This is a genomic window from Streptomyces torulosus (assembly GCF_001419765.1).
GTDB classification, from domain to species: Bacteria; Actinomycetota; Actinomycetes; order Streptomycetales; family Streptomycetaceae; genus Streptomyces; species Streptomyces torulosus.
Window position 1 is genome coordinate 1 of record NZ_LIRK01000066.1, and the last position, 21,203, is coordinate 21,203.

General features: G+C 70.5%; 19 protein-coding genes and 1 tRNA gene. 7 read left to right on the forward strand and 13 right to left on the reverse strand.

The genetic code is table 11. The features are described from left to right. From AOK23_RS05965 to AOK23_RS05980, 4 genes are all read right to left on the reverse strand, one after another. Nucleotides 1-225 (reverse strand): hypothetical protein (locus tag AOK23_RS05965; protein ID WP_420823689.1); only part of this gene is annotated, 225 nt, incomplete at its 3' end. A 59-nt stretch (nt 226-284) separates the two neighbouring features. Then, nucleotides 285-1,214: a metal-dependent hydrolase gene (locus AOK23_RS05970; protein WP_055711694.1), complete on the reverse strand. Its 930-nt coding sequence runs from the start codon at nt 1,212-1,214 to the stop codon at nt 285-287. Continuing rightward, nucleotides 1,211-3,001 carry an SDR family oxidoreductase gene (locus tag AOK23_RS05975; RefSeq protein ID WP_055711695.1) on the reverse strand — a complete coding sequence of 597 codons (1,791 nt, stop codon included), beginning with the start codon at nt 2,999-3,001 and terminating at the stop codon, nt 1,211-1,213. Before AOK23_RS05975 ends, AOK23_RS05970 begins: the two co-directional genes overlap by 4 nt. Beyond that, on the reverse strand, nt 2,998-3,843 hold the full coding sequence (locus AOK23_RS05980) for a M24 family metallopeptidase (RefSeq protein WP_055711696.1): 846 nt from the start codon (nt 3,841-3,843) through the stop codon (nt 2,998-3,000). The genes AOK23_RS05975 and AOK23_RS05980 overlap by 4 nt, the downstream gene beginning before the upstream one ends. Nucleotides 3,844-4,172: 329 nt before the next feature. Here AOK23_RS05980 and AOK23_RS05985 point away from each other — a divergent pair, with 329 nt between their 5' ends. The 6 genes from AOK23_RS05985 (at nt 4,173) to AOK23_RS06010 (ending at nt 8,564) form a co-directional block, all read left to right on the forward strand. Beyond that, entirely contained in the window at nt 4,173-5,162 is a 990-nt protein-coding gene (locus tag AOK23_RS05985; RefSeq protein ID WP_055711697.1) for an ABC transporter ATP-binding protein, read from the forward strand. Then, on the forward strand, nt 5,152-6,090 hold the full coding sequence (locus AOK23_RS05990; RefSeq protein ID WP_055711698.1) for an ABC transporter permease subunit: 939 nt from the start codon (nt 5,152-5,154) through the stop codon (nt 6,088-6,090). Before AOK23_RS05985 ends, AOK23_RS05990 begins: the two co-directional genes overlap by 11 nt. After that, the gene (locus AOK23_RS05995; protein ID WP_055711699.1) at nt 6,087-6,998 is read left to right on the forward strand and encodes an ABC transporter ATP-binding protein; all 912 of its coding nucleotides are present in this window, start codon (nt 6,087-6,089) and stop codon (nt 6,996-6,998) included. Before AOK23_RS05990 ends, AOK23_RS05995 begins: the two co-directional genes overlap by 4 nt. Nucleotides 6,999-7,008: 10 nt before the next feature. Continuing rightward, a complete protein-coding gene (locus AOK23_RS06000) occupies nt 7,009-7,728 on the forward strand; it encodes an ABC transporter permease subunit (protein ID WP_055520940.1) in 720 nt (239 codons plus the stop codon). Nucleotides 7,729-7,900: 172 nt separating this feature from the next. Further along, complete coding sequence (locus tag AOK23_RS49435; protein ID WP_240496273.1) at nt 7,901-8,200, forward strand: SGM_3592 family protein; 300 nt, start codon at nt 7,901-7,903, stop codon at nt 8,198-8,200. A 280-nt stretch (nt 8,201-8,480) separates the two neighbouring features. Then, nucleotides 8,481-8,564, forward strand: a tRNA-Ser gene (locus AOK23_RS06010). 559 nt (nt 8,565-9,123) lie between these two features. Here AOK23_RS06010 and AOK23_RS06015 read toward each other — a convergent pair. The 9 genes from AOK23_RS06015 to AOK23_RS06055 form a co-directional block, all read right to left on the reverse strand. Next, the gene (locus AOK23_RS06015; protein ID WP_055711700.1) at nt 9,124-9,978 is read right to left on the reverse strand and encodes an HAD family hydrolase; all 855 of its coding nucleotides are present in this window, start codon (nt 9,976-9,978) and stop codon (nt 9,124-9,126) included. Next, complete coding sequence (gene serS / locus AOK23_RS06020; protein WP_055711701.1) at nt 9,975-11,252, reverse strand: serine--tRNA ligase; 1,278 nt, start codon at nt 11,250-11,252, stop codon at nt 9,975-9,977. Before serS ends, AOK23_RS06015 begins: the two co-directional genes overlap by 4 nt. A 555-nt stretch (nt 11,253-11,807) precedes the next feature. Next, nucleotides 11,808-12,743: a prephenate dehydratase gene (pheA, locus tag AOK23_RS06025; RefSeq protein WP_055711702.1), complete on the reverse strand. Its 936-nt coding sequence runs from the start codon at nt 12,741-12,743 to the stop codon at nt 11,808-11,810. Between the two features lie 147 nt (nt 12,744-12,890). Further along, entirely contained in the window at nt 12,891-14,273 is a 1,383-nt protein-coding gene (gene efeB, locus AOK23_RS06030) for an iron uptake transporter deferrochelatase/peroxidase subunit (protein ID WP_055711703.1), read from the reverse strand. An 8-nt stretch (nt 14,274-14,281) separates the two neighbouring features. After that, on the reverse strand, nt 14,282-16,381 hold the full coding sequence (locus AOK23_RS06035; protein WP_079049320.1) for a copper resistance CopC/CopD family protein: 2,100 nt from the start codon (nt 16,379-16,381) through the stop codon (nt 14,282-14,284). A gap of 209 nt (nt 16,382-16,590) precedes the next feature. Then, complete coding sequence (locus AOK23_RS06040) at nt 16,591-17,070, reverse strand: copper chaperone PCu(A)C (protein WP_055711704.1); 480 nt, start codon at nt 17,068-17,070, stop codon at nt 16,591-16,593. Then, nucleotides 17,067-17,747: an SCO family protein gene (locus tag AOK23_RS06045; RefSeq protein ID WP_107102733.1), complete on the reverse strand. Its 681-nt coding sequence runs from the start codon at nt 17,745-17,747 to the stop codon at nt 17,067-17,069. Before AOK23_RS06045 ends, AOK23_RS06040 begins: the two co-directional genes overlap by 4 nt. Nucleotides 17,748-17,895: 148 nt before the next feature. Further along, nucleotides 17,896-18,636 (reverse strand): YcnI family copper-binding membrane protein, encoded by a 741-nt coding sequence (locus tag AOK23_RS06050; protein ID WP_055711706.1) that lies wholly within the window; start codon nt 18,634-18,636, stop codon nt 17,896-17,898. A gap of 293 nt (nt 18,637-18,929) precedes the next feature. Next, on the reverse strand, nt 18,930-19,709 hold the full coding sequence (locus tag AOK23_RS06055; RefSeq protein WP_206336130.1) for a hypothetical protein: 780 nt from the start codon (nt 19,707-19,709) through the stop codon (nt 18,930-18,932). Nucleotides 19,710-20,184: 475 nt separating this feature from the next. Here AOK23_RS06055 and AOK23_RS06060 point away from each other — a divergent pair, with 475 nt between their 5' ends. Beyond that, nucleotides 20,185-20,631 (forward strand): ATP-binding protein, encoded by a 447-nt coding sequence (locus tag AOK23_RS06060; protein ID WP_055711708.1) that lies wholly within the window; start codon nt 20,185-20,187, stop codon nt 20,629-20,631. The last annotated feature ends 572 nt before the right edge of the window (nt 20,632-21,203 follow it).

Sequence of the window (21,203 nt, forward strand, 5' to 3'; positions counted from 1 at the left end):
AGGCGAAGGAGGCGGGGAAGGTATGCGGACCATGAACGCCGAACCGGCCGAGACGACCGGCGCGCCCCCGGCTGCCGCGCGCACGCCCGCCACCGCCACCCCCAGGGCCACCACGGGGAGCGCCCCCACCACCGCGCTCCCCGTGGTGGCCCTGGGGGTGGCGGTGGCGGGCGTGCGCGCGGCAGCCGGGGGCGCGCCGGTCGTCTCGGCCGGTTCGTCGTTCATGGTCCTCATACCTTCCCCGCCTCCTTCTCCTTGCGCCCACGCCCGGGCGATCACGCCGGCTACGTCCCCGCTCGTACGATCGCCGCTGCTGCCGTACGTGCCGCGGGTGACTGCGCCAGATACTCGACAGCCCTGCGCAACGAACCCTCCTGCGAGGGGTGGTAGGAACGCCGCAGATAGCGGGGGACGGCCGCGCCGAGCTCCTTCCAGGTGGGCAGCAGCCCCTTGCGCACGGCCCTGTTGTGCGCGGCGAGGGAGTAGCGCAGGCGTCCGGCGAGCTCCGGGTCGTGCCGTATCAGATAGGCGGTGCCCCACACCCACATGTAGAGCATCATCGGCGCCGTGACCGCCATGCCCGCGACCCGGCGGGCGTAGCGGGACCGGCCCCGGCCGCCGCAGTGCTGGTACATGTCGAAGGCGACCGCACGGTGTTCGACCTCCTCCGCGCCGTGCCAGCGCAGCAGGTCGAGCATGACCTCGTCGCCTCCGGCCCGGTCGAGACCCTCTGCGGCCAGGACCCAGTCACCCAGCACCGCCGTGAACTGCTCGATCGCCGCGATCAACGACAGCCGGAAGCGCAGCCACTCCCGGGGCGGGATCGGTGCCCCCAGGGGAGGTCTCTCACCGAGCAGCTTCTCGAAGAGGAAGTCGACATACCTGGTGAAGTTTGCGGTGTCGAGCCGCTGTGCCGCGAGATGGTTCAGCACATACGCGTGCTGCACGCTGTGCGTGGCCTCCTGCCCCATGAACCCCTTGACGTCCTTCAGGAGTTCTCGGTCCGTGACCAGCGGCAGGCCCTCCTTGAAGACCTTCACGAACCACCGCTCCCCCGCCGGCAGGAGCAGATGCAGCACGTTGATCACGTGGGTGGCGGTCGGCTCGTCGGGGATCCAGTGCAGCGGGGTCCTCTCCCAGTCGAAGGAGACCCTTCGTGGTGCGATCGCGTGCCGCTCCGCCCCGTCCTCGGGGTGGTCTTCGCGCGGGCTCACAGCCGGGGCTCCAGTCGGGCGAAGGCGCGCAGCGCCCTGGGAGTGAAGCGCGACATGAGGTGGCCGCCGCGGGCCTCCGGGGTGACCGGCACAACGGCCTGGTTGCGCACCACCGCCCGCAGAATGGCGTCCGCGACCTTCTCCGGAGGGTAGTTCCGCAGACCGTACAGCCGGGCAGCGTTCCGCTGCCGGCGCTTCTCCTCCGCGGCGTCGACGCCGGTGAAGCGGGCGGTCGAGGTGATGTTGGTGTTGACGATGCCGGGGCAGATCGCCGAGACCCCGATGCCCTTACCGGCCAGCTCCGCTCGGAGGCATTCGCTGAGCATGAGCACGGCCGCCTTGGAGGTGCTGTAGGCGGGCAGCGTCCGTGAGGGCAGATAGGCCGCGGCCGAGGCGGTGTTGACGATGTGGCCGCCCTGCCCGCGCTCGGCCATCTGCCTGCCAAAGAGGCGGCAGCCGTGAATCACGCCCCACAGATTGGCGTCGAGAACCTTCCGCCAGTCCTCGGGGGTGGTCTCGAGGAAGGAGCCCGAGAGGCCGATCCCGGCGTTGTTCACAAGCACGTCCACCACCCCGTACTCGGCGGCGACCTTCTCGGAGAGTTTCTCCATGGCCTGCTCGTCGGAGACGTCGACCGTCTCGGCCCAGGCCTCGGGGGCGCCGATCAGCCGGGACAGTTCCGCGGTGCGGGCCGCGCCCTCCGCGTCCCGGTCGACGGCGATGACGCGCGCACCGGCTTCGGCGAACGCGAAGGCCGTGGCCCGGCCGATCCCGCCCGCGGCGCCGGTGACCAGCACCAACTGCCCGCCGAACCGGTCGGCGTACTTGCCGGTGGCTGCTGTGGGCGCTGGGCGTCCGCCATCGGTGGACGTGACGAATTCGGTGATCCAGGCGGCCAGTTGGTGAGGGCGTGTGCGCGGGATCCAGTGCTTGGCGGGAAGAGTGCGGCGGATCAGCCGCGGAGCCCACTGCTCCAGTTCGTCGTAGAGCCGCTCGGACAGGAACGCGTCTCCGAGGGGAGTGATGAGCTGCACGGGCGCGTGCGCGTACGCGTCGTCCCGCGGCTCGGCGAGGCGGGGCCGTACGTTGTCCCGGTACAGCCACACGCCGTGCGCGGCGTCCTCGGGCAGGGACCTGGACGGATAGCCCCCGCTCGGCGACAGCTTTTCGGCCCGCTGGACGATGCCGGGCCACCGCTTGCCGAGCGGACCGCGCCAGGCGAACTCGGGCAGTCCGGGTGTGTGGAGCGCATAGATGTACCAGGACCTGACGCCCTGGTTGAGAAGCTGGCCGAGCCGGCGCGGGGTAGGGAACTTCGTGCGCCGCTTGATCCAGTGGCCGAGATGGTCGAGCGAGGGTCCGGACATCGACGTGAAGGACGCGATGCGGCCCTCGGTGCGCTCGACCGTCACGAACTCCCAGCCCTGCACCGAGCCCCAGTCGTGTCCCACGAGATGAACGGGCCGGTCGGGGCTGACCGCGTCCACGACCGCGAGGAAGTCGTCCGTCAGCTTCTCCAGGGTGAACCCGCCGCGCAACGGTCGCGGCGCCGTCGACCCGCCGTGGCCGCGCACGTCGTACAACACCACGTGGAAGCGCTCGGCGAGGTGCGCGGCCACCTCGGACCAGACCTCCTTGGAGTCGGGATAGCCGTGCACGAGCAGCACCGTCGGCTGCTGTGGGTCGCCCAGCTCGGCCACGCACAGCTCGACCCCGTCCGCGCGCACCCGGCGCTCCCGCGCAACCGCCGGCCCCACCGAAGCCTTCACCTCTTCCCCCTCGCTCATCGGCACTTCTCCTCCGCCCACCGCCGTACGTGCGGCAGGTCGTCGTCCAGCCAGAAGGCGCTCTCCTCCGGGTCCCGGGAGTCGGTGACGACCAGGATCTCCTCGAACTTGGCGCCGGTGCCGCGGAAGCCGAGGTGCGGCTCGACCGCCCACAGCCCCGGCTGCGGCGGATGGTCCGAGAACCGGTACGGGGACCACAAGGGCGACCAGCCGTCCCGGTGCCCGTGCAACGCGTCCGCCGCCAGGCCTTTCAGCGCCTGTGTGCCGAACCCGAAGACATGGGGTGACCAGCGACGTTCCTTGACTCGGTCGACCTTGTGCGCGATGACACCGAAGGGATACGCGCGATGGCGGTTGGCGTACCCCTGCCGGACCATGAGCCGGTCCACGTCCTCGTATATCTCCCGCAGTGAACGCCGCTCGCGTACCTCGCGCAGGATCAGCTCCCGGTGCGCTTCGAGGTCCGCCATCAGTTTGTCGTACAGGGGACTGGGGCCGAGGCAGCCCGAGTAGCCGATGTCCGCGGTGTAGCCCTTGTGGACGGGGGCCATGTCGAGGATGAACGGCATGCCCGGCTCGAGACGGCGGTCGGTGGGGAAGAACTGCAGCGGTATGCGGAAGTTCACGAACGCCGTGCGGTCACCGAACCAGGCGAAGGGCAGATGGAACCAGTCCCGCACCCCACGCTCCCGCAGCCAGCGACGCTGCATCCGTGCCGCCTCGCGCTCGGTCACGCCCGGCTTCAACTGGGCCGCGACCGCTTCCGCACACTCGTACGCGAGGGTCTGCACCTCACGGAACCCCCGCAGGTCCGCCGCGCGTTCCCCTGTCACCGAGCTCATGTCACCGCCCCACCTGTCTCCGTCGGCTACGGTCCGTGTTCGCAATGTGACATCGATGAATGTGACAGTGATTGGCGGCTGCGTCAATAGGGGGTGTCCGAGGCTGTGGAAGAACCGGCGGGCACCAAATCGAGGAGCCAGTCGTTCTCCCATCGCGGCGACCACTCCCGCCGGCCCTGGCCTGCCGGTTGTTCGACCTCAGGGTGACCCCTAGGGGGACTGACGGCTGATGCCCCCTACGGGCCCGTACGACTCGAGGGTGACGTCGAGACAGCTCTGCGGGGTGACGACCACGAAGGCTCCCCGGCCCTAATGTCGAAATCGTGACTGTGATCGCGACCGAAAGCCTGAGCAAGCGGTTCCCGAGGGTGACCGCTCTTGACCGGCTCTCCGTGGACATCGGACCCGGTGTGACGGGACTCGTCGGTGCCAATGGCGCCGGCAAGTCCACGCTGATCAAGATCCTCCTGGGTCTGTCCCCCGCCACGGAAGGCCGTGCCGAGGTGCTCGGACTGGACGTCGCCAGCAAGGGCGGCGCCATCCGCGAGCGCGTCGGATACATGCCGGAGCACGACTGCCTGCCGCCCGACGTGTCGGCGACCGAGTTCGTCGTGCACATGGCCCGAATGTCGGGGCTCCCCCCGACCGCCGCGCGCGAACGGACCGCTGACACCCTGCGCCATGTCGGCCTCTACGAGGAGCGGTACCGCCCGATGGGCGGCTACTCGACCGGCATGAAGCAGCGCGTGAAGCTGGCCCAGGCCCTGGTGCACGACCCGCAACTGGTCTTCCTGGACGAGCCGACGAACGGCCTCGACCCGGTCGGGCGGGACGAGATGCTCGGCCTCATCCGCCGCATCCACACCGACTTCGGCATCTCGGTCCTGGTCACATCGCACCTGCTGGGCGAGCTGGAGCGCACCTGCGACCACGTCGTGGTGATCGACGGCGGCAAGCTCCTGCGATCCAGCTCCACGCGGGACTTCACCCAGAGCACGGCCACCCTCGCGATCGAGGTCACGGACACCGACGAGCACCCCGACGGCACCCGCGCGCTGCGCGAGGCGCTCCAAGCGCGCGGTGTGACCGTCTCCGACGGCAGTGGCCTCCCCGGCGCCGGGCACATCCTCCTGCTCACCGCGCAGGGCGAGGAGACCTACGACCTGATCCGTGACGTCGTCGCCGATCTGGGCCTCGGCCTGGTCCGCATGGAGCAGCGCAGGCACCACATCGCCGAGGTGTTCCAGGACAGCGACGAGCAGGCGATTTCCGAGCGCACGCAGGATGCCTGGAAGGAGGCGGTCGGCCATGGCGGTTGAGCAGACCCGGGCCCAGGCCCCGGCCCGAGCCGGTGCACAGCCCACACGCACCGGCGAACAGAGCCGAATCCACAACATCGGCTACCGCAGCTACGACGGACCCCGTCTGGGCCGCGCCTACGCCCGCCGCTCGCTGTACTCGCAGTCCCTGCGCGGTGCGTACGGGCTCGGCCGTTCGGCCAAGTCCAAGGTGCTGCCGATGATGCTCTTCGCAGTGATGTGCGTGCCGGCGGCCATCATGGTGGCGGTCGCGGTCGCTACCAAGGCCAACGACCTGCCCATCAAGTACACCGACTACGCGATCATCATGCAGGCCGTCATCGGGCTGTACGTCGCCTCCCAGGCGCCCCAGTCGGTCTCCCTCGATCTGCGCTTCAAGACGGTGCCGCTGTACTTCTCGCGCCCGATCGAGACCTCGGACTACGTGCGCTCCAAGTACGCCGCGCTGACCTCGGCGCTCTTCATCATCACCGCCGTCCCCCTCGTCGTGCTCTACGTGGGAGCCCTGCTGGCCAAGCTGGACTTCACCGACCAGACCAAGGGCTTCGCACAAGGACTGGTGTCCGTGGCGCTGCTGTCACTCCTCTTCGCCGGCATCGGTCTGGTGATCTCCGCGGTCACGCCTCGCCGAGGGTTCGGCATCGCTGCCGTCATCGCGGTCTTCACCATCTCCTACGGAGCCGTGTCCGTCGTCCAGGCGATCGCCGACGCGCAGTCCAGCAGTGGCGTGATCCCCTGGCTCGGCCTCTTCTCGCCGATCACGCTGATAGACGGCGTGCAGACCGCCTTCCTGGGCGCCACCTCCGCCTTCCCCGGCGGGCACGGGCCGTCCGGCGGACAGGGGGTCGTCTACCTCCTCGTCGTCCTGGGTCTCATCGCGGGCTCCTACGGTCTGCTGATGCGCCGCTACCGAAAGGCCGGGCTGTGACCACGCTCAACATCGACCACGTCTCACGCTGGTTCGGCAACGTGGTGGCGGTCAACGACATCACGATGACCATCGGCCCCGGCGTCACCGGCCTCCTCGGCCCGAACGGCGCCGGGAAGTCCACCCTCATCAATATGATGGGCGGCTTCCTCGCCCCCTCCACGGGCACGGTCACTCTCGACGGCCGGCCGGTCTGGCGCAACGAGAAGATCTACAAGGACATCGGCATCGTCCCCGAGCGGGAGGCGATGTACGACTTCCTCACGGGCCGCGAGTTCGTCGTCGCCAACGCCGAGTTGCAGGGCCTGGGGGCGACGGCGGCCCAACGGGCACTCGCCACGGTGGAGATGGAGTACGCGCAGGACCGCAAGATCTCGACGTACTCCAAGGGCATGCGGCAGCGCGTGAAGATGGCGTCCGCCCTGGTCCACGACCCGTCCCTGCTGCTGCTCGACGAGCCGTTCAACGGTATGGACCCGCGCCAGCGCATGCAGCTCATGGATCTGCTGCGGCGCATGGGCGACGAGGGCCGATCGGTGCTGTTCTCCTCACACATCCTCGAAGAGGTGGAGCAGTTGGCCTCCCACATCGAGGTGATAGTCGCCGGGCGGCACGCGGCGAGCGGCGACTTCCGGCGCATCCGGCGTCTGATGACGGACCGGCCGCACGTCTATCTGGTGCGTTCCAGTGACGACCGGGCACTGGCCGCCGCGCTGATCGCCGACCCGTCGACCGCCGGCATCGAAGTGGACCTGACCGAGGGCGCGCTGCGCATCCAGGCCGTCGACTTCGGGCGGTTCACCGCTCTGTTGCCGAGGGTCGCCCGGGACCAGGGCATCCGTCTGCTCACGGTCTCGCCGTCGGACGAGTCCCTCGAGTCCGTGTTCTCGTATCTGGTCGCGGCGTAGGAGGCCAAAGATGTACGACCCCACAGTCGCCCGGCTCACCTACCGGGCCCTGCTCGGCCGCCGTCGGGCTCTCATTCTCGCCGCGCTGCCGGTGCTGCTGCTCGTGATCTCCGCGGCCGTACGCGGTCTGAGCGGAGCCGACGACCAGGTCGCGGCCGACCTGCTCGGTGGGTTCGCCCTCGCCACCATGGTGCCGATCATCGGTGTCATCGCGGGGACGGGCGCGATCGGGCCTGAGATCGACGACGGTTCGGTGGTGTACCTGCTGGCGAAGCCGGTGAAGAGGTCGACGATCATCTTCACGAAGCTGATCGTGGCGATCGCCGTGACCATGGCCTTCTCGGCGATACCGACGTTCGTCGCGGGCCTGATCCTGAATGGCAACGGGCAGCAGATCGCGGTCGCCTACACGGTGGCGGCGCTGGTCGCCTCCATCGCGTACGCGGCGATGTTCCTGCTCCTGGGCACGGTGACCCGGCACGCGGTCGTCTTCGGGCTGGTCTACGCGCTCGTCTGGGAGGCCCTGTTCGGGTCGCTGGTGCAGGGAGCGCGCACGCTCAGCGTCCAGCAGTGGTCCCTCGCCGTGGCCCAGAAGGTCACCGACGGAGACCTCGTGACCTCCGAAGTCGGACTGTCCACGGCGGTGATCCTGCTGACGGTCGTCACGGCCGGGGCCACCTGGTACGCGGGACAGAAGCTGCGGACGCTGAAGCTGGCCGGCGAGGAGTGACGCAACCCTCCGGGGAGGCGGCCGTGGACGCCCTTTCGGGCACGCAGCCGCCTCGGCGGGCCTCCCCGTGGGCTTGACGGAGGCTTCACACACGTCCAGGCACACTGAGCAAGGGATGCGAAGCGGTAGGAGACGGCCAGGAAGGGCGGCCAGGAGGCGGGAGGGCACGGGGATGGCAGCTGAGGTCACACCCGACGGGGGCGAGGGGCAGGACATGGCGTCCGGGGGCGGTTCCGAGGCGGCGTCAGGGGCCGGGGTCCCCAGCCGCGACGAGTCGGCGGGCTGGGACGACCTCGTTCTGGATGAGGACTTCATACGGTCCGCGGAGACCGCCGAGCCGTCGGCGAGGGCTCGGATGCTCGCGGCGCGTTGGCGGGAGCAGGCGCCCGATCCCCAGCCGTGGCGGTCGGACGAACCGCCTGCCGGGTGGTTCTTCAGCAAGGCGCGCCGGCGCAAGTGGCGTCGCCGCTGACCGTTCTCCACGACGGGACGGGCGCGGTCGATATTCGGTGGCGGACAACTCGGGCGCCAGGCAGAGTGGTTGGTGTTCAGGCCGCCGGATCGAGGCGGCCCCACCTTCTGGGAGAGGAGCCCGGCGATGCTGTTCATCAGGCGCAGTACGTCGAGTTCCCGACAGGGCAGTCCGCGGCGGAGTCCGGAGTAGTTACCCCTCCGTCGAGTTCGCGCCGCAAGGGAACTGCCCGGGGCGGCCGCTTCGAGCACGCGAATCGCTTCGCGTGGGCCGCCCACCCGGAGGATTGGCCGAGTGGTAAGGCACCGGCTTGCTAAGCCGTGGTCGGGTTCTGCCCGCGCACGTTCGAATCGTGCATCCTCCGCCGGGTCGCTGTCGCTGTGACTTGGCCGAGTGCTGGGGTTGGGGGCGCGTGTGAGGGCCCTCGGTGTCGGTGCCGAGCCACCGACCCGCGCCGGGGCCGCGCCCACCAGCTGATCCAGACCGCGCTGTCCGGCGAGGAGGCCGACCCCAAGCGACGGCTCAGCCGGGACGACGCCCGCTCACGACCGCCCCAAGGGCCGTCGATCCCCAACCCACAGACAGCGGATCCGTCGACCCCAGGCCATCGCTCCGCAACCGGCAGGCTCCGGACCCACAGGCCCCAGACCCTGGCTATCGCCTCCGAAGCCTCAGCCCCACCGAGCCCCAGACCGAGCCTCAGCCCCAGACCCAGACCTACTGACCTCGGTCCCACAGACCTCAGATCCGCCCGCCCTCGGCCATCGCTCGGCAACCCGCAGACCCCGGCCCCGCCGACCCCGGGCCATCGCCCCCGACCCGTAGACCTCAGACTCACCGGCCCGAAGCCCGACCACCTCGAAGTCCTCGACCCCGAGGTCGGCGTGACTCGACGGCGGCCGGTCCTCGCGTCGTGAGCAGGCTCAGGTGGGCAGGAGGCGTTCCAGGACCTCGGCGATGCCGTCGGCCTCGTTGGAGGAGGTCACCTCGTCGGCGATGGTCTTGAGCGTGGGGTGGGCGTTGGCCATGGCGACGCCGTGGGCGGCCCAGGTGAGCAGGGGGATGTCATTCGGCATGTCGCCGAAGGCGATCGTGTCGGCGGCCTTGGCCCCGAGGCGGCGCGCGGCGAGGGAGAGCCCGGTGGCCTTGGTGAGGCCGAGGGGGAGGAGTTCGACGATGCCCTCGCCGGCCATGGCCACCGTGACGAAGCCGCCGGCCGCCCGCTGGGCGGCTTCGGTGAGTTCGTCGGTGGTCAAGGTGGGGTGCTGTAGGTAGATCTTGTTGAGCGGCGCCGACCAGAGGTCGGACACCTCCGTGAACGGGACCGTGGGCAGGGAGCTGCGGAAGGCGTAGCCCGGGCCCTCCAGCAGCTCGCCGTCCAGGCCCGCGCGGCTGGCGGCCAGGTACAGCGGGCCGACCTCCGCCTCGATCTTGGCGAGGGCCACCGCGGCGAGCTTCCGGTCCAGGGTGACCGCCGTGAGGAGGCGGTGCTCCCCGGCGTCGTACACCTGGGCGCCCTGGCCGCATACGGCCAGGCCGCGGTAGCCGAGGTCGTCGAGGATGTGGCGGGTCGAGGGGACGGCCCGGCCGGTGACGACGATGTGGGCGGCGCCCGCCGCGGTGGCCGCGGCGAGCGCCTCACGGGTGCGCTCCGAGACCGAGTCGTCGGAGCGCAGGAGCGTTCCGTCGAGGTCGGTCGCGATCAGCTTGTAAGGGAAGCCCGAGGGCGCGGAGACAGCCCCTGCGGGCGCTTCCCCGGTGGCAGCCGCGTCGCTCACTTGGTGACCGGCTCCAGGACCTCGCGGCCGCCCAGGTACGGGCGCAGGACCTCGGGGACACGGACGGAGCCGTCGGCCTGCTGGTGGTTCTCCAGGATCGCGACGATCGTGCGCGGGACGGCGCAGAGCGTGCCGTTGAGCGTGGCCAGCGGGCGGACCTGCTTGCCGTCACGGACGCGGATCGACAGCCGGCGGGACTGGAACTCGGTGCAGTCCGACGTCGAGGTCAGCTCGCGGTACTTGCCCTGGGTGGGGATCCACGCCTCGCAGTCGAACTTGCGCGAGGCCGAGGAACCGAGGTCGGCGGAGGCGACGTCGATGACGCGGAACGGCAGTTCCAGCGACGTCAGCCACTGCTTCTCCCACTCCAGCAGGCGCTGGTGCTCGGCCTGGGAGTCCTCCGGGGTGACGTACGAGAACATCTCCACCTTGTCGAACTGGTGGACGCGGAAGATGCCGCGGGTGTCCTTGCCGTGCGAACCGGCCTCGCGGCGGAAGCACGGCGAGAAGCCGGCGTAGCGCAGCGGGAGGCGGTCGGCGTCGATGATCTCGTCCATGTGGTACGCGGCGAGCGCCACCTCGGAGGTGCCGACCAGGTAGAGGTCGTCCTTGTCCAGGTGGTAGACGTCCTGCGCGGCCTGGCCGAGGAAGCCGGTGCCGGCCATCGACTGCGGGCGGACCAGCGCCGGGGTCAGCATCGGGGTGAAGCCGCCCGCAGTGGCCTGTGCCATCGCCGCGTTGACGAGGGCGAGCTCCAGGAGGGCGCCGACGCCCGTCAGGAAGTAGAAGCGCGAGCCCGAGACCTTGGCGCCGCGCTCGGTGTCGATGGCGCCGAGGAGCGTGCCCAGCTCCAGGTGGTCCTTGGGCTCGAAGCCCTCGGCCGTGAAGTCGCGGATCTCGCCGTGCGTCTCCAGCGTGACGAAGTCCTCCTCGCCGCCGACGGGGACGTCGGGGTGGACGAGGTTGCCGAGCTGGAGGAGGAGTTCCTGGGTCTCGGTGTCGGCCGTGTCGCGTTCGGCGTCGGCGGCCTTGACGTCGGCCTTGAGCTGCTCCGCGCGCTTCAGCAGCTCGGCCTTCTCGTCGGCGGTGGCCTTGGGGATCAGCTTGCCGAGCGACTTCTGTTCGGCGCGGAGCTCGTCGAAGCGGACGCCGGAGGACCTGCGCCGCTCGTCGGCAGACAGGAGAGCGTCGACGAGCGCGACGTCCTCTCCACGGGCACGCTGGGACGCGCGCACACGGTCGGGGTCCTCACGGAGCAGGCGAAGGTCAATCACCCCTCAAGGCTACCGGGGAGTGCTTCCGCCCCACGACTCGGAATTGCGGTACGCCGCCGCAGTAGCGATTTGCGTGAAATGTCCACCGGGTTCATGAGGTTGGTGGGCGTCAACGAATTGTGGGTCGATTCCCTGAAAGGAGGCGGGAAGATGGCCTTCGGTTGACTCGAATCCCTTGTGGTGTACGGGACTTGAGGCCCGATCGTCCACAGGATCCACAGTGCAGAAAAGTTATCCACAGGCTGTGCGAAAGATCTGTGGACTGTCGGGAAGATCGTTTCGAAAGGCGAGTCTCGGCTCCAGGATGCCCGGTTCAAACCACCCTCACGCCCACGTTCGAGTGGATTCATGTGGGATTGGGTCGCTCTAAAGGATTGACTCGGGGAAACGCGTGGACGAAGGGTGATCTACGAGGGTGTGGACAGAGCAAGGCTTTGTAAGGGGATTTGTCGACTGCATGGCACTGCGCTGTCGACTTATCCCCAGATCGAGAAGCCTGCCTGTGGATAACTTCTGTGGACAAAGAAAATAGGCAGGTAGGACCGGCCGTGTGGCCTAGAACCGACCGTCCTGGCAGCGCGCCACCCAGTCGGCGGCGGTCACGAACTCGGCGTCCGAGGTCCCCGGCAGCGTGGGCCGCATCTCCGCCACGGCGGCGTCCGCACGCGGGTACGAGCCGAGGAAGCGCACCTGGAGGCAGACCCGCTTGAGGCCCATCAGCGCCTCGGCCACCCGGCGGTCGGAGATATGGCCCTCGGCGTCGATGGCGAAGCAGTAGTTGCCGATGCCCTCACCGGTCGGGCGGGACTGGAGCAGCATGAGGTTGACGCCGCGGACGGCGAACTCGCCGAGCAGATCGCGCAGACCACCGGGGTGGTCGTCACGCTGCCAGATGACGACGGAGGTCTTGTCGGCGCCGGTCGGGGCGGCGGGCCGGGCGGGGCGGCCGACCAGGACGAACCGGGTCTGCGCGTTCTCCGCGTCGTGGATCTCCGTCTCCAGGGCCTCCAGGCCGTACCGCGAGGCCGCGAACTCGCCGGCGAAGGCGGCGTCGTAGCGGCCCTCCTGGACGAGCCGGGCGCCGTCGGCGTTCGAGGCGGCGGACTCCCAGACGACGTCGGGGGGCAGGTTGGCCTTCATCCAGTTGCGGACCTGCGGCTGGGCGGCCGGGTGCGCGGTGACCGTCTTGATCTCGGAGAGCTTCGTGCCCGGGCGGACCAGCAGCGCGAAGGTGATCGAGAGGAGCACCTCGCGGTAGATCATCAGCGGGGCGCCGGCGACCAGCTCGTCGAGGGTGGTGGTGATACCGCCCTCGACGGAGTTCTCGATCGGGACGAAGGCGGCCTCGGCCTCGCCGGTACGGACGGCGTCGAGGGCGGCGGGGACGGACACCATCGGGACGAGCTCGCGGGTCGCGGACTCCGGCAGCGTGCGCAGGGCGACCTCGGTGAAGGTGCCCTCGGGGCCGAGGTACACGTAGCTGGCTGGCATGACCTCACCCTAATGGGCCTACACGGGGACGGCGCACGACTATCGTCCACACCACCCCCGCGGGCGACGCCGACCCGCAGCGCCCCCACGCGGGCCCCGCACCGGACCTCGGCAGCACCTCAGCCCCGCACCCCGGCGCCGCACCCGCTACCCCTCCAGCAGCCGCTGGCCCACGTACTCGCCCTTCGCCGCGCCGCCCGGCACCGCGAAGAGGCCGCTGGACTCGTGGCGGATGAACTTGGAGAGGGCGTCGCCGCGGTCGAGTTTGCGCTGGACGGTGACGAAGCCGCGGAGCGGGTCGGCCTGCCAGCAGACGAAGAGGAGACCCGCGTCGGGGACGCCCTTCGCGTCGAAGCCGTCGTGGAAGGAGAACGGCCGGCGCAGCATGGCCGCGCCACCGTTCTGGTCGGGGCGGCTGATCCGGGCGTGCGCGTTGATCGGGACGAGCAGATCGCCCCGGGAGTCGGTCTTCTCCAGGTCCATCTCCGTCGTCTCCGTCGCCTTCGCTCCCCCGCTCAGGGGGGCGCCGTCCGACTTCCGGCGCCCGATGACGTTCTCCTGCTCCTTCAGCGACAGCTGTTCCCAGTCGTCGAGGAGCATGCGGATACGGCGTACGACGGCGTACGAACCGTTCGCCATCCACGCCGGCTCGCCGGACGCCCCTGACGCGGGTACGAAGATCCGCTCATCGAAGTCGGGCTCGGTCGGCTTGGGATTGCGCGTGCCGTCGATCTGCCCCATCAGATTGCGGGCCGTCATGGGATGCGCCGTGGCCCCCGGCGAACGGTTGAAGCCGTTCATCTGCCAGCGCACCCGAGCCGCGCCGCCCGCGTCCTTCTGGATCGTGCGCAGGGCGTGGAAGGCGACGAGGGCGTCGTCGGCTCCGATCTGCACCCATAGATCGCCGTTGCTGCGCGCCTTGTCCAGCTGGTCGGAGGAGAAGTCCGGCAACGGGTCCAGCGAGTCGGGGCGCTGCTTCTCCAGCCCCGTCCGGGCGAAGAAGCTGTGCCCGAAGCCGAAGGTGACCGTCAACGAGGAGGGCCCGGCGTCGCGCGCCACCCCCGTGTCGTCCTGGGCCGCGGCCTCGCCCGCCATCAGCCGCCGGGCCGTCTCCGACCAGCGGCGCAGCAGCGCGGTGGCCTCCTTGCGACCCGCCCCGGCGGCCAGGTCGAACGCGACGAGGTGGCCGCGGGCCTGGAGCGGCGTCGTGATCCCCGGCTGATGTTTCCCGTGAAACATCACCTCTCCCGCCCCGAGGGAGGAGAGCGGGGCGATCTCGTCCCCGGAGGTGGACGAGGACGACGCGTCGGACGCGAACGAGGACCCGGCCGCGTATCCGACGGCTCCCCCGGCCGCGCCCAGGGCGAGACCGGTGGCACCGGCGGTACCGAGCAGACGGCGTCGCGAGATCGCTCCCTCGGAAAGGGCGCCCTCGGAAACCTTGGAGGGCCCGCCCTTGGCGGAGGTGCCCTTGGCGGGGACGCCTTCGGACGGGGCGTCGGACGGGACGGTGGTGGACTGGTCGGTCATGGTGCGGTTCAGCCGATCTTCGCGTTCTTGCTCACGGTCACCTGGTCGATGTCGGACGTGCGCACGGTGACCTCGATGTTCCAGTCGCCCGCCATGGGGATCTGCACACCGTCGGCCGTCCAGTGCCCGGTGGCGATGTGGTCGGGCACTACGGGCAGGGGGCCGATGTCCTTGGCCTCCAGGGTGAAGGCGACCTTCACCTCGGGGATGTCATGGGCCTTGCCGTCGGGGCCCTGGACGTAGACGTGCATCTCGTTGGCGCCGACGCGCGCCGGGTCGATCTCCAGCCGGACGACACCCTTGCCCTTTGTGCCCCCGGTGTCGAACGACATGTCGAGCGCCAGCGCCCCCGACTGGGTGTCCGGCGCGACGGCCGCGTTGGCCGCCTTGGCCTCCTCCACGGTGCGGCCGGGCTCGGTGGAGGTCAGGGCCGTGGTGACGGCGAGGAGGACGACGGCGACTCCCGCCTCCGCGAGCACCGACCGGCGCAGGCCCCGCCGACCCGGATCGGCGTCCCGCAGTCGCTTCTCGCGCGCGGTGGCCATCGCGACCCGCTGCCGGGCGAGCTGGGCGGTCCGCTCGGGGTCGTCGCGACCGTCATCGGCGACGGCGCCCGCGCTTGCGCCCGCGCCATCGTCGGCGGCACCCGCGCCATCGTCAGCGGCACCCGCGCCTGCGCCATCGTCGGCGCCATCGCCCGTGGCCTTCTCCCGGTCCTCCTCCGTCGCCGCCGGTGTCTCCACCAGCTGGGTGGTCCACCGGCGGGAGATCCACGCGATGCCGACCAGCACGGCGACCAGGCCGATCTTCACGAGCAGCAACTGCCCGTACGACGTGCCGGTCAGCGCGGACCAGGTGCCGACCTGCCGCCAGGACTGGTAGATCCCGGTGGCCGTCAGCACCAGTACGCTGCCGAACGCGACCCGCGAGAACCGGCGTACGGCCGCGGTCTCGATCTGCGCGTCGGCGGGCGCCCGGAACAGCGCGACGAGCAGGGTCGCCAGACCGCCCAGCCAGGCGGCGACCGCCAGCAGGTGCAGGATGTCGAGTGGCATCGCAAGGCCCGCCTGGAGACCGGTCGAGGCGTGCTCGGCCATCGCCCAGCTCGCGGCGAGCCCGGCGGCGACGACGCCACCACCGATGGCCAGGCCGAAGGTGAGGTCGCGCTGGTAGGAGCCGTCGTCGTCGGCGTCGGAGGGCTCGCCGTCGTCGTCGGCACCCGCCCCCTCCGTGCGGTCCGTCTCCGTACCGCCTGTTTCCGTGCCGTCCGCCTCCCGGGCACCCTCTTCGACACCTTCCTCGCCCCCTTCTTCTCCCTCGCTCTCCTCGACGCCCTCGTCGTCGTCCTCCTCCTCGTCCCGCCGGGCGTACGCGCCGAAGAGGACCGCGATGAAGAGGGCCGCCGCGGCGAGCAGCAGCAGACGGGAGATGAGGGCGGCGCCCGTCTTCGTCTGGAGGACATCGCTGAGCAGGTCCAGGTCGAAGACGTCGCCGAGCTTGCCGGAGCCGGTGTACGAGCCGCGCAGGAGCAGCATGGCGAGGGTGGCCACAGCGAGCGTGAGCCACCCGGAGACCACGAGCCGCTGCACGGGTCGTACCCCGGCGCCGCGCTGCCAGCAGGCCAGGACGAACGCGGCGCCGCCGACCAGCAGGATGAAACCGGCGTACGACAGATAGCGGGCGAACCCGTAGAGCCCGCCGACCACCCCGCCACCGGCCTCCTGGCCCGGCACGGGGACCGTCGTCTTCGAGGGTGCCCCCACGGAGAAGGTGAAGGCGCCGGAGACGGGGTGGCTGTCCGCCGAGACCACCTGGTAGGTGACGGTGAAGGTGCCGTCGGGCTGTCCGGGGCGCAGCTTCACCCCGTAGCTGTTGCCGCCCAGGTCGGCGACGTCACCGGTGTCGACCTGCTTGCCCTTGGGGTCGTACACGCGCACCGAGCCGTCGGACGTCGCGACCTTCTCGGAGAAGGTGAGCGAGATCTGGGACGGCGCCTCCTGGACCACCGACCCCTGCTGCGGGTCGCTGCCGGTGAGCGCGGCGTGCGCGGAGACCGGCACGGCACCGGCGAGCACCGCCGCGACCGTGGCGAGCAGCAGCAGAAGCAACGTCCTCAGCCGGTTCGACGACGGCGAAGCACCACCGGCCGACCGCCTCGCGACACCGGACTGCCGCACGCCCCGCGACCGCCAGGCCGCGCTGGACCGCCGCACGCCCTCCGACCGCCTCGCCGCCCTGGACCGCCGTACCTCACTGGACGGTCTCGGCCGGCGCGACGGCCGCAACCCGTTCAAGGGCCTCAACGGGGTTCCCTCCCTCAGTGACCGGTCGTCGGCTGGTACGTCGCCGACTTCACGGGCATCTCGACCGTGATGGCCTTGGACTTGGTGAAGTTCAACCGCAGGGACACCGTCTCGCCTTCCTTAGGCTTGCGCTTCAGGTTCTCGAACATCAGGTGGTTTCCGCCGCTCCGGAGGACGAGTTCACCACCGGCGGGGACCTTCAGCGCCGAGACCTGCTTCATCGCCTGCCCGGCCGTCTCGTGGACGGTGACGTCCTGAGCGAGGTCGCTGGTCACGGAGGTGAGCTCGTCCGCCGCGCCGCCCTTGTTCTCGATGACGAGGTATCCGGCCGCCATGGAGTCGGTGACCGGCTGCGGCATGTACGCCGCCTTCACGGACAGCTCGGCCGCGGAGGAGACGGAGGAGCCCGGCGAGCCGCACCCGGTCAACGCGAGCCCACCGGCCACGATTCCACCGGCCAGGAGCACAGCGACTCCCGCCGCACGCACCCTCACGGCTTCGCGCCCTTGAGCAGCTTCGGCAGGTCCTTCTCGTAGTCCTGCACGGTCGCGCTCTTGTCGTACAGCACATAGCCGGCGTCGGTCTTCGGTGAGAACGCGATGACCTGGGTGCCGTGCTCCGAGACGGTCTTGCCGTTCTTGTCCTTGGTCGGCGGGGCGATGGAGATGCCGAGCTTGAGCGCGCCGGCCTGGATCTTGTCGAAGTCGCCGGTCAGGCCGACGATCTCGGGGTCGATGCCCTTGAGCCACTTGCCGAGCTCGGCGGGGGTGTCCCGCTCCGGGTCGGTGGTGACGAAGACGATCCGGAGGTTCGCCAGCTCCGACTTCGGCAGCTTCTTCGAGACCTCCTTCTTCGCGACCGCGATGTTGTTCATGGTCAGCGGGCACACGTCGGGGCAGTTGGTGTAGCCGAAGTAGATCAGCGTCGGCTTGCCCTTGGTCTCCTCGCGGAGGTCGTACGACTTGCCCTCGGTGTCGGTGAGCACCAGGTCCGGCTTGACGAACGGCCGGTCGAGAACCGTGGACGCCTTGGTCGGCCCGGTCTCGGAGACCTCGGCGACGGCCGTCGTGGACGCGTCCTCGCTGCCGCAGGCGGAGAGTCCGAGGACGGCCGCGACGAGCAGGGCACCCACCGCGTACGTCTTCCTCGTGCTCTTCGTGTTCTTCGTCATCTTCGTGTTCGTGTGCATATGGAAATGTCCCAGGTGGTTCGAGCCCCGGCGCGCACCGGGCGTGCGCCGCGACGGCGGACACACACGCCGTACGACGACCGCGTGCGCGCCGGGGAGGGGGAGGGGAAGGGAGTCGGGAGTCCGGGCCTCAGGCCTCGGTGCGCCGACGGCCGGCGAGGACGCCGTACGCCACGCCCGCGGCGCCGACGACGATGCCGACGATGGCGAGCACGCGGGCCGTGGTGTCACTGCTGTCGGCGGGCTCGGCGGCGGTCTCCTTCGAGGCGGCCTCGGCGTCCTTCGCGTCCTCCGACTCGTCCGAGGCGGCGGTGGACGAGCCGTGGTGGTCGCCGGACGCGGCGGACAGCGCGAGCACCGGCGCCGGGTGCTCGGGCTCCTCCTGCCCCTTCTGCGGGACCTCGATCCAGCGGACGACCTCCTTGTTGGAGTACGTCTGCAGCGCCTTGAAGACCAGTTCGTCGGTGTCCTCGGGGAGCTGGCCCAGGGAGAGCGGGAACTTCTGGAAGTAGCCCGGCTCGATGCCCTTGCCGGTGGCGGTCCAGGTGACCTTGGACACGGCCTCGTCGATCTGCTCGCCGTGCAGTTCGATCGGCTTGTCGAGCTTGGCGCGGGTGACCTTGATCTTCCAGCCCGGGACGGCCTCCGGCTGGGCCGAGGCGAGCGGGTGGTCGGTCGGGAAGTTCACCTCGACCTTGGTGGTGGAGGCGTTGTCGCGCTCGTTCGGGACCTTGAAGTTGACGGTCGCGTACCCGCCCTTCGCCGCCATGCCCTCCGCCGCGACGCTGACGTGCGCGAACGCGGGACCGGACAGGACGAGGACGGCGGAACCGGCAAGGGCGCCGACGGCGGCGATACGAGAAGCCTTCATGACTGGTGACACTCCACGGTGAGTGAGTAGAGGGAAGGACGGAAGGGGAACGCGTGTCATGACCAGTTGAGGGGAGGCGAGAGGAGCTCGGATCGAGCCACGCTCGCACCGCACCCACACCCACGCCTGCACCCACAACCGCGACCGCACGCGCGCGTGCGCCGCACGCCGACGTCCCCGACTCCCCCCCCCGTGCGATGCGCGGCGAGGCGACGCGAGGCGGTGAAGCCCCGCGCTGCCGAGCCGTGTGCAGGCAGTACGTGGAGTGTGAGTGCGACTGGGCCGTCGTCGTGTCAGGCGGCGAGGGTGAGCGCGGCGGTCGGAGGGCCGCGTCGGATCACCGTGTGCTGGAGCGCGGTCGTACACGGGGCCGGCGGCGTCGCGTACGTGGGGCGGGGGGCGCGCGATACGGCGTCCGGCGCGCACGGGAGCCCGGACCGCAGGGCCCGCGCCAGCGCGAGCGCCCCCCGCAGCGACCGTACGAGCGGCTCGTGGGCCGACAGCCGGGCGAGGCGCAGCAGCGCGAGGTCGCCGTGGCGGAGCAACCACCCGGCGGCGACGGCCGCGAGGACGTGGCCGAGCAGCATGGGCAGTGAGGGCAGGACGGCCGCCGAGGAGTCCGGCGCGGTCGTCATGGCGTCCGCGGGGTGGTGCGTGGCGTACGTACCGCCCAGCCCCGCGTCGACGAGGATCCGTCGGGCCTCGGCGGGGCTCATGGCCGCCGCGGTGGCCCCGCAGACGAATCGTGCGGCGCGCTCGACGAGGGCCGCGTCCATGGCGGCGGTGGCCTTCGACGTGGTCCCCGCGCCGTGCTGGCCGAGCCCGAAGAGGGTGTGCAGCACGGTCTGGCCCACGGCGAGCAGGGCCGCGATCCCCGGCAGTGAGCGTTCCCTGCCGGCCAGGGCGGCGGCGACGGCGAAGACACCGACGAATCCGACACCGAGGCTCCACAGCGGAATGGCCGCGCACGAGGCGAGCGCGTGGCCCGCGCCGGCCAGCACGACGCAGACCGCGGCGAACACCGCGGCCCGTAGAACCCGGAGATCACCTCCGGTGCGTGTGCGGGCTTTCATGGCGGGGTCATCATCCCATCGAGGTCCGGTCGGGGGAGCGCCGGGTTCCCACGCTGAGGTACGGGGCGGGAGGGACCGGTGTTCATACGGCGGTACGGCACCGGAGGGAGGGTATGAGCCCCCGGCCCGGGGTCGTCGCGCACCAAGTGACACAAATGCCCTTGCCGCGCATTTCGCCCCGTTCCTCATGTTCCTGCCCCCCTCCCCCCTGCATTCCCGCGACCCTGCACCTGGCCAGCTCCGCATCACGGCATCCCGGCGACACGGCATCCCGGCATCCCAGCCCCCGCGGGCCGAATTCCTGGGTCCCGAGGTGTGGAAGTGGTGGGGGATTCGGAAGGGTTTCGTCCGCATACACCGAATGTGACGAGGCCGCATCCGCCGTATGGGCGGCGGGACCGGTTCCGGGCGATTGCGCGCCCGTCTCGGTGGCAATACGTAACGGTATGTCGAGCCGCGGCCGGGAGGCTGGAGCATGAGCATCTGGTGGTCACTCCATTTGCGGCGTGATGCTGCGAGCGTGCCGCTCGCCCGGCGGCTGCTGCTCGGCACGATGGAGACGGCGGGCGTCGACCCGGACGTCTCGTACGACCTCTCCGTCGCCCTCAGCGAAGCCTGCGCCAACGCCGTGGAGCACGGTGGCGCCGTCCCGTCGGGCAGCACGTCCGAGGCGTACCGGGTCACCGCGTACCTCGACGGCGAGAAGTGCCGTATCGAGGTCGCCGACTCGGGCCCCGGCTTCCCGCACCGCCAGCCGCCCCGCCAGGCCCACGCCGACGACGAGAACGGCCGCGGTCTCTGCCTGATCCGCGAACTCGCCGACCACGTCCACATCGGCAACAAACCCGGCCGCGGCGGCGCCGTCGTGAGCTTCGACAAGATCCTCAAATGGCGAGAGGGCGCACCGCTCGTGGCGGTGTAGCGCGTGCGCGGTCTGGGCCGCGTGGCCGTCCGGTTGCATACTGGCAGGATGGGGGAGTTGGCGACCAGCACGGGCGTCCACCGGTGAGGGGGACGCAGCCGCGGGCCGACAGAACGTCACCGGACACGGCAGCTGAGGCCTGTGCGCAGACACCCGCGCCGACGGCGCGCGTGACCGAACAGCATGTGATCAAAGAGCATGTGACCGAAGAGCACGTGGAAGACCAGCACGTGATCCCGCCGTGCCCGTTCCCACGCCGTACGACGACGCCGCCGAGCCGTACGCCGGCACGCCTCGACCGGCCGTGTCATTCCGTACGACACGGTCGGCCAGGACGACCGCACCCAGCCGTACGACACCTGCCTGCCTCGCGGCGCACGCGTGCCGCACGCCACTCCGCGCCGGGCGTCCGCCTCATGGGGTGTTCACGGGCATGGGCTCCCCCGAAGATGTCCACCGCCGACGTCGGGCACGTCCCGAAGACCTTGCCCGCCGTGGTGGTTGACGACCGGCGCGGAGTGGCGTGCGGCACGCGTGCGCCGCGAGGCAGGCAGGTGTCGTACGGCTGGGTG